Annotated in this window: 10 protein-coding genes, 1 pseudogene and 2 riboswitches; of the genes and pseudogenes, 1 reads left to right on the top strand and 10 read right to left on the bottom strand. The window is 39.5% G+C overall.

Features of this window, described 5'->3' with window-relative positions:
- The first annotated feature begins 12 nt into the window (after window positions 1-12).
- Entirely contained in the window at window positions 13-912 is a 900-nt protein-coding gene (gldA, locus tag QCQ61_RS01475) for a gliding motility-associated ABC transporter ATP-binding subunit GldA (RefSeq protein WP_279448949.1), read from the top strand.
- Here gldA and QCQ61_RS01480 read toward each other — a convergent pair.
- From QCQ61_RS01480 to QCQ61_RS01520, 10 genes and pseudogenes are all read right to left on the bottom strand, one after another.
- The gene (locus QCQ61_RS01480) at window positions 899-1,648 is read right to left on the bottom strand and encodes a head GIN domain-containing protein (RefSeq protein ID WP_279448950.1); all 750 of its coding nucleotides are present in this window, start codon (window positions 1,646-1,648) and stop codon (window positions 899-901) included. The two genes, gldA and QCQ61_RS01480, sit on opposite strands and share 14 nt — an antisense overlap.
- A gap of 28 nt (window positions 1,649-1,676) precedes the next feature.
- A complete protein-coding gene (locus tag QCQ61_RS01485) occupies window positions 1,677-2,786 on the bottom strand; it encodes an acyloxyacyl hydrolase (RefSeq protein ID WP_279448951.1) in 1,110 nt (369 codons plus the stop codon).
- A 70-nt stretch (window positions 2,787-2,856) separates the two neighbouring features.
- Window positions 2,857-3,813, bottom strand: coding sequence for a methylenetetrahydrofolate reductase [NAD(P)H] (metF, locus tag QCQ61_RS01490; protein WP_279448952.1), 957 nt, complete (start codon window positions 3,811-3,813; stop codon window positions 2,857-2,859).
- Window positions 3,814-3,921: 108 nt separating this feature from the next.
- Window positions 3,922-6,696, bottom strand: coding sequence for a methionine synthase (gene metH / locus QCQ61_RS01495; RefSeq protein WP_279448953.1), 2,775 nt, complete (start codon window positions 6,694-6,696; stop codon window positions 3,922-3,924).
- Window positions 6,697-6,771: 75 nt separating this feature from the next.
- The gene (locus QCQ61_RS01500; RefSeq protein WP_279448954.1) at window positions 6,772-7,713 is read right to left on the bottom strand and encodes a pyridoxal-phosphate dependent enzyme; all 942 of its coding nucleotides are present in this window, start codon (window positions 7,711-7,713) and stop codon (window positions 6,772-6,774) included.
- Window positions 7,710-8,723 (bottom strand): homocysteine S-methyltransferase family protein, encoded by a 1,014-nt coding sequence (locus QCQ61_RS01505; RefSeq protein WP_279448955.1) that lies wholly within the window; start codon window positions 8,721-8,723, stop codon window positions 7,710-7,712. Before QCQ61_RS01505 ends, QCQ61_RS01500 begins: the two co-directional genes overlap by 4 nt.
- 243 nt (window positions 8,724-8,966) lie before the next feature.
- Window positions 8,967-9,076: riboswitch (SAM riboswitch) on the bottom strand.
- A 212-nt stretch (window positions 9,077-9,288) separates the two neighbouring features.
- Window positions 9,289-9,711 (bottom strand): OsmC family protein, encoded by a 423-nt coding sequence (locus QCQ61_RS01510; RefSeq protein ID WP_279448956.1) that lies wholly within the window; start codon window positions 9,709-9,711, stop codon window positions 9,289-9,291.
- A 180-nt stretch (window positions 9,712-9,891) separates the two neighbouring features.
- A pseudogene (locus QCQ61_RS15520) lies at window positions 9,892-10,974 on the bottom strand (homoserine dehydrogenase family protein); the annotation flags it as partial.
- Between the two features lie 40 nt (window positions 10,975-11,014).
- Window positions 11,015-12,022, bottom strand: a complete 1,008-nt coding sequence (locus tag QCQ61_RS15525) for an alpha/beta fold hydrolase (protein WP_431605801.1) — start codon at window positions 12,020-12,022, stop codon at window positions 11,015-11,017.
- Window positions 12,023-12,050: 28 nt separating this feature from the next.
- Window positions 12,051-13,346 carry an O-acetylhomoserine aminocarboxypropyltransferase/cysteine synthase family protein gene (locus tag QCQ61_RS01520; RefSeq protein ID WP_279448957.1) on the bottom strand — a complete coding sequence of 432 codons (1,296 nt, stop codon included), beginning with the start codon at window positions 13,344-13,346 and terminating at the stop codon, window positions 12,051-12,053.
- 126 nt (window positions 13,347-13,472) lie between these two features.
- Window positions 13,473-13,614: riboswitch (SAM riboswitch) on the bottom strand.
- Window positions 13,615-13,632: the final 18 nt, after the last annotated feature.

Consider the following 13,632-nt stretch of genomic DNA (forward strand, 5'->3'; position numbering starts at 1 on the left):
ACTTTTATAAATATGTCTATACACGTAGAAAATATTACCAAAACGTACGGCGACCAAAAAGCGTTGAACCAAGTTTCATTCACCATTGAAAAAGGCGAAATAGTTGGTTTTTTAGGCCCTAATGGTGCTGGTAAATCTACAATGATGAAGGTTTTAACAACCTACCTTCCCGCATCGGAAGGAGTTGCATTTGTTAATGGTTTTGAAATCACCAAAGATGCAAATGCCGTTAAAAAAAGTGTTGGTTATCTTCCAGAGCACAATCCGCTTTATTTAGACATGTATGTTCGGGAATACCTTCTTTTTAATGCGGGAATTTACAATATCCCGAAAACAGAAGTAGAAATTATAATCACAAAAACAGGATTAACGCCAGAAGCCAATAAAAAAATTGGAGCGCTTTCAAAAGGATATCGCCAACGCGTAGGGCTCGCAAATGCACTGTTGCACAACCCGGATGTATTAATACTCGACGAGCCAACTACTGGTTTAGACCCCAACCAATTAATTGAAATCCGCGAACTTATAAAAAACGTTGGGGAAGAAAAAACGGTATTGCTTTCTACACATATTATGCAGGAAGTAGAAGCCATTTGCGATCGCGTGATAATTATTAATAAAGGTGAAATTGTACTTGATAAAAAGCTAAAAGATTTAAAAAACAATAAACAGCAAATTATTGAAGTAGAGTTTGATTATCGTGTGGAAGAAGTAGCGTTACAAAAACTTCCAATGATTGAAAAGGTTGAAAATTCTGTAGGTTTTGTCTATCAGCTATATTTTAAAACAGAACAGGACATGCGGGCCAAAGTATTTGATTTTGCGCATGATAACGGATTAAAAATTCTTCAACTGCATCAAAAAAATACCACTTTAGAAAAATTATTTACCGAATTAACTACTGAAAAATAAGACGACCCCGATAGAGTTCTTCAACCTCAATAATCGGCGGTCTGTTTTTAGAAATTACGTTGCCCAAACTCAAGATTTTTCCGCGAATGGCCAATTGCGGATTTACAACCATTTCGGCCGTGCTTCTGTGATGAACGTACAGCGTTTGTACAATTAAATCTTTAGAAAATATTCGTGAATTTCCAGCATATAATCCAAAACTCGCAAATTCTGCAGCGCCTGAAAGATAAAATGTTGAAAGCCCATTGGCTACAATATTCAAATTTTGAACTTCCAATTCAAGTTTAAAATCGCCATCAATCTGATACAAATCTTCATTTTGCTGATCTTCAGATAAAAGTGTTAGCGATGGATATTTAAGCACCCCTATACTTTCAATAGTATAACCGGTGCTACTTCTTATTTCAGTAATATCGGGAGCAGTTATATATACTTTTGTTTCTCCGTAATCGCGTACCAAGTTACAGCCGTAATTATTTTGAATTTCCAATTTTCCATTTTTAACAAAGACTTCAATATTAGACATAATATTCTCACCCGTTTCAATGCGTACATTTTGTTCTTCTCCCTGCTGAATATAAAGTTTAATACGATCCCAAACAATAATTTTTGTAAAAGGCGGAACACTTACTTCTTTGGCAACAATATTTCCAGAAGCCTGAATACAGTCCCAGCCCTTCTCTGAGTCGCAGCCAGCAAAAAGAAGCAATAATGCTATGTAAACTAATTTTTTCATAACCTCTGTTTCTGAAAAATTTATTATTTTATAAACGGTAGCCAATACCAAATTCCACAGCTTCGGCTTTAGCCCAATGGGCGTGTACGGTAACAGCTGCAAAAACGGTATCATTAAAGAAATATCTCTTTAAACCCAATCTGTTATATACGCGGTTTTCAAACTCGTATGGATAGTAAATGTAATATCCCAACTGCGAAACGAAAGCCACTTTGTTGAAGCGCCACTCGTGCCCCGCAAATATCCCAACACGTTTATAATCTTCATCTCCGGTAATATTATCTTCGTGATACGCAATGGAGCGATACTTAATTAATTCCTTTAAAAAAACAGCGTAGAAAATATCTATCCCGGCGGTAAAAGAGCTTTTATAATTAATGCGCTTATCCACAAAAGCTGAAAGAACAACAAACGGCTCTTGGCCCAGCCCCACAACATCGCTCTCGTTTAAGCCAGATCTGATGGCAAAATTATATTTAAAACGCTCGCTGTGCGTCCTACTGAGCGAATCTTCCTTTACTATATATTCCGGAAGTTCTTTGTAATCTAATTGATAAATTACACCCGCATTTACCGCCAAAGTATTAGTGCTATTGTTGGGAGCCTTTAAATTGGCATTACTGTAATGTATTATGGTAACTCCAGTTTGAAACCCCAAGCCTTTCCAGATATTTTCGCGTATAAAACTAGCCTTTAACAGCGTGCTGCTCAAAAAATGCGTGCCGTAGGCATTGTTTCTAAAATTGGTACTTGGATCAAAAGGATTAGTAGCAAAAGCAACCCCCTGCCCTACCCGGATCATTAAGTTACGTTTTAAAAAGTAGAAATTAAGATGGCCGTATGCACTAAAAGCATTTCCTAAAAACTCATTGTGCAAATTTTGATAGGCACCGGTAAACCCCCAATCAGGATAATTATAGCGTCGCTCCCATTCCTTAAAACCAAAAGTTTTTCTATTTAATGCAAAAATTAAACCTGTGGGATGACCTGTAATTAAATGTTGTATATCGGGATTGTGTTCTAAAATTGACCCGTAGAAAACTTCAGCTTCTAGGGATATCGGTTTCGATTCCTTTTCTTGCGAAAAAAGCGGGAAACAAAAAAGTATCGCAACAAATGATGAAAGTAGGTGCTTCATATTTTTTCAACGGTCGTAAAGATAAACTAATCTTCAAACATTGAGGGAAAGCATTTATTTTCTTTTTCAGTTAAAACACCTGCGAAGCAATTATTTTTATATTACTACTTTTTCCCATGGAATAATAGTGAAGAAACGGTACGCCAGCCTTAACAAGTTCCTTGCTCTGCTTTACGCACCAATCTATCCCAATTTGCCGAACAGCCTTGTTATCCTTTGCTTTAACCACTTCCTTTACTAAGGAATCCGGCAAATCTACTTTAAATCTATGCGGAATTAAATTGAGATGCGATTTAACAGCAATGGGTTTTAATCCCGGAATAATAGGCACGGTAATTCCTTCTGCTCTACATTTTTCTACAAATTGGAAGTACTTTTCATTATCGAAAAACATTTGCGTAACAATGTACTCTGCGCCATTTTTAATTTTCTTTTTCAGAAAGTGGATATCACTTTCACTACTGGGTGCCTCCATATGTTTTTCGGGATAACCGGCAACGCCCACGCAGAAATCCGTCGGAAACGTATGTTGAAGTTCTTCATCCAAATATTTACCGTGATTCATTAAATGTATTTGCGACACCAAGTCGCAAGCGTATTTATGTCCGTTTTTATTGGGGGTGAAATAGGTTTCGCTTTTCACGGCATCGCCCCGAAGCGCCATTACATTGTCAATCCCCAAAAACTGAAGATCTATTAAAAAATTCTCGGTTTCTTCCTTTGTAAATCCGCCGCAAAGTATGTGCGGGACGGCATCAACCTCATATTTATTTTGGATTGCGGCACAAATACCAACTGTTCCGGGCCGCTTGCGAACAACTTTTTTTTCAATTAAACCGTTTTTTAATTCCTTAAAAACGTATTCCTCACGATGATAGGTAACATTGATATACGGTGGTTTAAATTCCATTAACGGATCAATATTTTCAAAAATGGAATGTATGTTTTCACCCTTCAAAGGCGGTAAAATTTCAAACGAAAATTGTGTTTTTCCGTTGCCGTTTTTTATGTGTTCGGTTACTTTCATGTAGTTATCCGTATTTCGTCTCCGCTCAATATAAACTTTGGCGGGTATCTTATTATTTATTTAAAGACCTACAAGGAACCCCTCCTGCGTCGGGGAATACCTTGCAGGTTAGTCAGCGAGATTGGGACGAAGCCAATTCGTGGCTTCGTCTAAATTCATATTTTTTCGGGTTGCGAAATCTTCCACTTGGTCTATCTTTATTTTTCCGAGACCGAAATAGCGCGCTTCGGGATTGGCAAAATAATAGCCAGAAACTGAGGCCGCTGGCCACATTGCCATATGTTCTGTAAGTTCTACATCTATATTCTCCTTCACGTTCAAAAGTTTCCAAATGGTACGCTTTTCCAAATGGTCGGGACAGGCGGGATAGCCCGGCGCGGGACGAATTCCTTTATATTTTTCTGAAATTAAATCTTCGTTACTAAGATTTTCTTCCGAAGCATACCCCCAATAATTGGTGCGCACCTCTTTGTGTAAATATTCCGCAAAAGCTTCCGCCAGACGGTCTGCCAATGCTTTTACCATAATTGCGTTGTAATCGTCATGGTCTGCAACATATTTGGCGGCCAGTTCTGCAGTTCCAAAACCTGCGCTAACGCAGAAACAGCCAATGTAATCCTGAATTCCAGTTTCTTTTGGCGCAATAAAATCTGCCAAGGCAATGTTGGGTTTTCCTTTTGCTTTTTGTGATTGTTGGCGTAGGGTTCTAAAGTTAAATTTTCCTTTTGTGGAAAGGTTCTCGACTGCGCTCGAACTGACATTCTGCAATTCAATATCGTCGTCATTAATAGTATTCGCCTCAAAAATTCCAAATACCGCCCGTGCCTCCAATAGTTTTTCTGAAATTATTTTGTTGAGCATTTGTTGTGCATCTTTAAATAATTCCGACGCTTGTTCACCCACAACTTCATCGGTTAAAATATTGGGATATCTTCCGTGAAGCTCCCAACTTCTAAAAAAAGGCGTCCAATCTAAATAATCCAACAATAGATTTAAATCGAAGTCTTTTAGTACGTGAACTCCCAACTGATTCGGTTTAACTATTTCAGAAGACTTCCAATCTATTTGAAATTTATTTTTCCGCGCTTCGGAAAGTGGGAGATATGTTTTTACCTTTTGGCGTTTCAAAAAATCCTTTCTGAAAGTATCATATTCCTGCTTTATATTTTCTTTATAGGAAGTTGAAGTTTCTTTTTTCAACAAATCACCAACCACGGTAACGGCACGGGAAGCGTCATTTATATGAACAACCGCACATTCGTACTGCGGATCAATTTTTACCGCAGTATGCGCTCTACTTGTAGTTGCACCGCCAATTAATAGCGGTACTTTGAAATTTTGCCGTTGCATTTCCTTCGCCAAAAAAACCATTTCGTCCAACGAAGGCGTAATTAATCCACTCAAGCCGATGGCATCCACATTTTCCTCCTTTGCAGTCGCTATTATTTTTTCAGGCGGCACCATTACGCCCAAATCTATAATTTCATAATTATTGCACGCCAAAACAACGCCGACAATGTTTTTCCCGATGTCGTGTACATCGCCTTTCACAGTTGCCATCAGTATGCGGCCTGCTGAGTCTGTCCCCCTATCCCCCAAAGGGGGAACCGAAGTTTCGGAATCCTGTAAAGCCCCCTTAGGGGGTTGGGGGGACTTTTCAGCCAAATCCTTTTTAGCTTTTTCAATATATGGGAGCAAGTACGCCACCGCTTTTTTCATAACCCGCGCACTCTTCACCACTTGCGGCAAAAACATTTTTCCGCTGCCGAAAAGGTCGCCAACAACATTCATTCCTGTCATTAAATGACCTTCGATTACCTCAATGGGTTTTGAAACGCTAATTCGTGCTTCTTCAATATCTTCAATAATAAATTCATCAATTCCTTTTACCAACGCTCTCGTAATTCGGTTTTGCAACGATTCTTCGCGCCAAGAGAGATCGATTTTACTTTCCTTTGCACTTCCTTTTACGGTTTCGGCAAAATCGAGCAAACGTTCCGTGGCGTCCTCACGACGGTCTAACATAACGTCTTCAACGCGCTCCAATAAATCCTTTGGAATATTATCATACACCTCCAGCAATGATGGGTTTACAATCCCCATATTCATCCCGGCTTGAATGGCGTGATACAAAAACACGGAATGCATCGCTTCCCGTACGGGATCATTTCCGCGGAAACTGAATGAAACATTGCTCACCCCACCACTTACACTCACGTGTGGCAGATTTTCCCGAACCCAGCGTGTGGCTTCAATAAAATCGACCGCATTTCTTCGGTGTTCGTCCATTCCCGTTGCGACGGGAAAAATGTTTAAATCGAAAATAATATCCTCGGGTGCGAACTTTACTTGATTCACCAAAATATCATAGGAGCGTTTGGCGATTTCTATTCGTCTCTCGTAATTATCGGCTTGACCAGTTTCATCAAAAGCCATCACGATTAACGCGGCGCCGTAGCGTTTAATCAGTTTTGCGTGGTGGATGAATTCAGCTTCGCCCTCCTTTAAACTGATGGAATTCACCACACATTTACCCTGAACCACCTGCAAACCGGCTTCAATAATTTCCCACTTGCTGCTATCAATCATAATGGGAACACGCGAAATATCCGGTTCGGCGATTACGAGATTTAAAAATTTCACCATAGCCTCTTTCCCATCAATTAAACCATCATCCATATTGATGTCGATGATTTGTGCGCCGTTTTCAACTTGTTCACGGGCAACGGAAAGTGCTTCCTCAAAATTTCGTTCTTTTATAAGTCGAAGAAATTTCTTTGAACCTGCCACATTGGTGCGTTCTCCCACATTTATGAAATTGCTTTCAGGGGTGATGATTAAAGGCTCTAAGCCTGATAATTTTAAATATCTTTTATCTTTCATTTCAACTTTATTTGCTTAGCGTCTTTGCGACTTTGCGTGCATTTTTTCTCGCAAAGTCGCAAAGACGCCAAGGTTTTAGAATGGCAAATTCTTTAAATCCACATTTCCGCCAGAAATTATAATTCCAACTTTTTTGTTTTTAAATCTATCTTTTTCGCGAAGCAAGGCTGCAAAAGCAACTGCACTGCTTGGCTCAATGATTATTTTCATACGTTCCCAAATAAGTTTCATTGCGGAAATGATTTCGGCTTCTTCAACACGAATTATTTCTGAAACAAATTCCTGTATAATTGGAAAATTGATATCGCCCAGAAAGGTTTTAAGTCCGTCGGCGATTGTATTTGTGGTTTCGTTGAATTCTATTTTTCCACTTTGAAGACTTCGAAAAGCATCGTCAACTTCAAAAGGTTCGCCACCGATTGTTTTACAGTTATTTCCGAAATAGTTTACTGCAAGTGAAGTGCCGGCAATCAATCCACCACCACCAACGGGCGTGAAAATACAATCCAAATCGGGGTGTGATTGCAGCAATTCAGACGCCGAAGTTGCATTGCCAAGAATTACATTTCTGTTGTTTGAAGGATGAATAAATGTAGCGCCAGTTTCTTTTTGAATCCGTTCGGCTTCGGTTTCACGGGCGATTGGAGTAGATTCAGATTCCGTGATTATTCCGCCGTAACCTTTTACCGCTTCCTTTTTCACTTGTGGCGCATTTTCAGGCATAACGATATATGCTTTTACGTCCAAATTTTTCGCCGCCAAAGACAGTGCTTGCGCAAAATTACCGGAGGAATGTGTTACGACGCCCGCTTTTTTCTGCGTTTCGGAAAGTTGCAAAATGGCATTGGTTGCACCCCGCATTTTAAAAGCGCCCATCTTTTGAAAATTCTCACATTTAAAGAAAACTTCGGCGCCAACCAATTCATTTATAAAAGAAGATTTTAGCACAGGGGTGTTGTGAACGTATGGCTTTACACGATCACATGCTTCTACTACCTCTTGTTTTGTGGGAATCATATAGCAATGTTTTCAGATTGAAAAACAGGACGCGGTTTGTATTGCGCAGCTATTTCAGCGATTGCCTGAATATGTTCCGGGGTGGTGCCGCAACAACCGCCGATGATATTTACCAACTGTTTGTCTAAATATTCCTTTACCTGCGAAGCCATTTGCGTTGGGCTTTCATCATATTCGCCGAACGCGTTTGGTAATCCCGCATTTGGATAGGCGCTCACGGCAAGATTGGTGCGGTTTGCAATCACTTCCAAATGGGGCGTGAGTTGTTTGGCGCCCAAAGCACAGTTAAAACCAACGCTCAAAAGTGGAATGTGCGAAATTGAAATCAAAAATGCCTCTGCAGTTTGGCCGGATAGCGTTCGCCCGGAAGCATCGGTAATTGTTCCACTAATCATTATGGGGATTTCAATATTTCGTTCTTCCTTAATTTCATCAATTGCAAAAAGGGCTGCTTTGGCATTTAATGTATCAAAAATAGTTTCTACCAAAAGGATATCCACGCCTCCGTCAATCAAGGCTTCGGCTTGTTGTTTGTAGGCTACACGCAGTTCTTCAAATGAAATTGCCCGAAAACCGGGATCGTTTACATCGGGGCTCATACTCGCGGTTTTGTTTGTCGGACCCATTGCTCCAGCCACAAAACGGGGTTTGTGTGGCTCTTTTGCGGTAAATTCCTCAGCTACTTTTTTTGCGATTTTGGCCGATTCGTAATTAAGTTCATAAACCAAATCCTGCATATCGTAATCTGCCATCGCGATGGTGGTGCTGGAAAATGTGTTTGTTTCCACAATATCTGCGCCTGCCGCGAAATATTTTGAATGGATTTCTGCAATTGCCTGCGGCTGCGTGATGGAAAGCAAATCATTGTTTCCTTTTACCGATTTATGAAAATCCTTGAAACGCTCGCCACGGAAATCTTCCTCCGAAAATTTATAGCGCTGCAGCATCGTACCCATTGCGCCGTCGAGGATCAATATTCGGTTTTGAAGTGCTTTTTGTATTTTATTCATTATTTCCTTTTTTATAAACCTACAAGGTTTTGGAAACCATGCAGGAAGTTGCGTAAATCCTGCAAGGTATTGCCGCGGGCTACCTTGTAGGTCTTCTGATTTGCGTGAGGGATGGAGGCTTTGTTTGAGCTCTTTATTTTTTTGAAAATAAAAATAAAAGCGAGTGCCGAGAGCCCGACCCGTTTTTCACGGGGCACGCCATTTTAAAAATTATATCAAGAAAGGTGAAGGAAGAACCTATTTTTGTTATCTATCCCCGCTACGGCAGAAGTAGAATGTAGCACCTTCCCCGAAAGTTCGGGAGGTTGCTAAGGCGTCAAAGGGTCTATTCCCTCGGCCTTTCTTGATAACTTTTAACTATGAATATGAACTGATGCAAAGTAACATTATAAAGTTTACAATACAAAATTTAGTTTTGGAAAAGACTTAGGACCGCTGGGCTGAAGAACAAAAGACCGCTTCGCTAAAAGATGAAAGGACTGCTTCGCTAAAGGATGAAAGGACATAAAAGAATTCGTTTTTTCCTCTTTTCCTCTTTTCATCATTTCGTCATTTCGTCTTTTCGTCATTTTATAACATTCCCATTGAGAACGATGCTGTACGAAATCTTTACCGAAGCCTCCATGGTGATGGAAACCGAACAGTATTTTTCAAAACTGAGCTGCGCCGCGCGGATGGCTTTTGCTTCGTCAATTTTGCCTTCCAAATACAATTTTACGTGGATTGCCTCAAAAGGTTTTGCATCGCGCACTTCCTTTCGCTGGCCTTCCACTTCCATTTTATAAGAAGTAATTTCCTGTCGCTGTTTTTTCAAAATCATGATAACGTCTATCGCGCTGCAACCGCCAACGCCCATCAGCAAAAGCTCCATTGGGCTTGCGCCTTTGGATGGTTCGTCGGTTTTATTGTCTATGAATACAGGAACGCCCGAAGCGCCTTTTGCTTCAAATAGGTAATTGTCGTTTTTTCTTTCTAAGTTAACTTTCATTATTTTTCTTTAGACCTACAAGGAGCCTCGCTGAAAAAGCGAGGAACACCTTGCAGGAGGTTTAGTCTTTTATCTCGCATCGCAGCGCTCCAAAAAGATAGTTGTTGTTTTTTCTTTCTAAATTTATTTTCATCGAATTTTTCATTAGACCTACAAGGTTTTTAAAACATTGCAGGAAGTTTAATTTTCTTTATCACTTATCCGCAAAATATCTCCGAAAACACCTCGAGCCGTAACCGCTGCTCCCGCGCCGGCGCCTTGGATAACGATTGGGTTGTCGCCGTAACTTTCGGTATAAATTTCAAAAATTGAATCGCTTCCTTTTAGCGCTCCCAACATACTATTTTTGGGAACCGATACCAAACTCACATCCAACAGCGCCCCCGTTTCCTTTGACAAATCGCCGTGCAAATCTGCAACGTAACGGAAAACAAAATATTTCGATTGGTTTTTCTTTTTAATTTGAAACGGAACGTCCAATTCCTGTATTCGATTTAAAAAATCTTCTTTTGAAACCTTTCGCAAATCCTTTGGAATCAGGTTTTGAATGGAAATATCTTCAAACTCATTGTGCAAATCCAATTCTCTTGCTAAGATAAGTAATTTCCTGCCAACGTCATTGCCACAAAGGTCTTCGCGCGGGTCTGGCTCTGTAAACCCATTGTGGATTGCTGAATTTAAGACGGCGCTGAACGATTTGTCTTCTTCAGAAAAAGTATTGAAAATATAACTTAACGAACCTGAAAATACACCGCGAATTCGTGTGATATTTTCACCCGAAAGGTGTAACAATTTAATGGTATCAATCAACGGAAGTCCTGCGCCCACATTTGTTTCGTATAAATACTGACGTTTTTTTGAAGTCAGTTTTTGGCGAAGGTCTTTGTAAAAATTCAAATCCAATGTGTTGGCAATTTTGTTTGAAGAAACCAAATGGAAACCGTTTTCAACAAAATTTGAATAATTTCGCACAAAGCTTGCATCGGCAGTATTATCAACTAAAATCAGGTTTTGAAGGTTGTTGTTTTTCGCGAAGGAAATAACTTCTTCGGGATTGTATTCTTTACCAGATTCAATTTTTTCGTCAATCCAGTTTTTGGTTAATCCATCTTGTTGAAGTAATACCGTTTTTGAATTTGCGATTGCAAAAATATTCAGTTCCAAATCGCGTCTTCGGGAAATTTCTTCTTTCGAGGAGATTATTTGGTTCACCAAATGGCTACCCACATTTCCGTGGCCGAAAATGGCAATGTTTATCTTTTTCTTTTTTATGGTGTTTAGATCAATTCGGTTTATAACTGGGTTATCCAATACTTGCGTGCTCATAATTTATTGTTTTTGTAATTGCTTCTGTGTTAAAAATGGGGTTCAGAATTCCCGCCAATTGATTGTATTCAATTAAAAATGCATCGTGTCCGTGAATGGAATTTATTTCGGCAAAATGCACGTTATTTTTTATCGGTTTTAATAAAGAATATGTTTCTTTTATTTCTTCGTTTAAATAAAATCCGTCGCTATCAATTCCAACCAAATAAATGTTTCCTTCAATTTTTGAAGCCACTTCTCTGAAAATTTCTTCGGATTCAAAATTTGATGTCGTTAATAAATGATTCATCATTTTGTAGGCTTGCAATTGAAAACGATTTTTTAAGGATTTGCCGTGATGCAGCAGCCAACTTTCAATATTAAAAATGGGAGTGGTTTCACTAAAACTTCTATTAAATTTCTGCTTAAAAGATTGCGGTGATCTATAGAATGTCATCGCGTGAACGCGGGCATCGTGAACAGGATTTTCAGAATTATTTAAAATCTGTTTTTGCACTCTACACTGTGCGATTACCCAATCTGTGGCTTTCCAATCGGTTGCAATGGGAATTATATTCTGAAACAATTTTGGTTGTAAAACTGCCATTTGCCACAGAATACTTCCGCCCAAGGAACCCCCGATACCAGCAAAAATTTTTGATATTTTAAGTTGTTCCAATCCTATTAAAAACCATTGCGCTACATCGTTAATGGTGATATTTTCATAATTTTCAATTAAAAAACCGTCAAAACCATTGCCCGGAATATTGAATGATAGAATGGTATATTCGTTAATATCGATACATTTTTCAGCACCAATTAACCGTTTCCACCAACCATTTTCGCCACAAACATTACTGTTTCCAGTAAGGGCGTGCGTTACTAAAACTACGGGTGCCGTACCCAATTGCCTTCCAAAAACCTGATATGTTAATGAAAGGTTCTTGACTGTAAACCCGCTATGGGTTGTGTATTCCTCAATTTCTAAATTTGAAAGATTAGCCATTTGATTTCAGAGTTAAAATGGGGAATAGTTATACCAATTCCTCTTTACAAATAGCTTTAAAGGCTTGTTGTAAATCGGCTTTTAAATCTTCAATATTTTCCAGACCCACTGAAAGTCTAATTAAATCTGAGCTTACACCCGACGAATCTTGATCTACTTCGCTGAGCTGTTGGTGCGTAGTGCTTGCGGGATGAATTATCAACGATTTTGTATCGCCAATATTCGCCAAAAGAGAAAATAACTTTACGTTATCAACTACTTTTTTAGCAGCTTCAAAACCACCATTTACCCCGAATGTAACCAAGCCACTTTGCCCCTTTGGCAGGTATTTTTGGGCAAGTTGGAAATACGGATTATCCTCCAAACCAGGATAATTTACCCATGCTACTTCTTCGCAACTTTGCAGCCACTTTGCAAATTCCAGTGCGTTTTCACTGTGTTTTTTAAGTCGAATTTCCAAAGTTTCCAGCCCTTGGATAATTTGAAAAGCACTAAACGGACTCAGCGCGGCACCGAAATCGCGAAGCCCTTCGAGCCGTACTTTTCCGATAAAAGCAGCTTCCTTTAAAACTTCGGAATAAATTAAACCGTGATAACCTGCGGAGGGTTCGGTAAATTCCGGGAATTTTCCGTTGGTCCAATCAAAATTTCCGGCGTCTATAATTGCGCCACCTAAGGTTGTACCGTTACCATTTATATATTTGGTAAGCGAATGGATTACAATATTTGCACCATGCGCAATTGGGTTCAACAAAGCTGGGGAAGCGACTGTATTATCTACGATTAGCGGAATTTTATTCGCTTTCGCCTCCGCTGCAATTGCTTCAATATCTAAAACGTCCAACTTTGGGTTTCCGAGCGATTCAATAAAAATTGCGCGAGTATTTTCTTTTACGGCTTTTCCAAAGTTTTCAGGATTTGAACCATCGATAAAAGAGGTTGTAATTCCCAAACGCGGTAAAGTAACATTTAACAAATTGAAAGTGCCGCCGTACAAACTGCTGGACGCCACAATATGGTCGCCAGCGCGAAGCAGCGTTAATAATGCAGTTGAAATGGCAGATGCACCCGATGCAGTAGTAACGGCTCCAATGCCTCCTTCCAAAGCCGCCAAACGTTTTTCCAAAATATCGCAAGTTGGATTGTTAAGGCGCGAATAAATAAATCCGGGTTCAGAAAGATTGAACAAGTTTGCAGCGTGGTCGCTATTTTTAAAAACGTAGCTGGAAGTCTGGTAAATTGGCACCGCTCTGGTTCCTCCATTGGCGGTTACATCGTGTCCTGCGTGCAACAAGTTTGTTGCGAAATTGTTTTGTGTACTCATTTTTCTAGTTTTTTTGAGTTAATAAAAAAATTAAAACAAAAGCCAAAATACGCCTTACGACGAACTTCAATAGAAAAATGTTAAAAAGAAAAAATGAAAAGCAATTTCAGAAAAGAAATTGTCTTGTCGTTATCTATCGCCAATTCAGAAAAAATTCAAAATTGTTGTAGAATGTAGCACCTTCTTAAATGAGATTCCCGCCTGCGCGGGAATTTAAGGGTTGCTAAGGCGTCATAGGGTCTATTCCCTCGGCCTTTCTTGATAACATTTCAATAAAGGTTTGAAC

The organism is Aequorivita marisscotiae (assembly GCF_029814825.1).
Lineage (GTDB): Bacteria > Bacteroidota > Bacteroidia > Flavobacteriales > Flavobacteriaceae > Aequorivita > Aequorivita marisscotiae.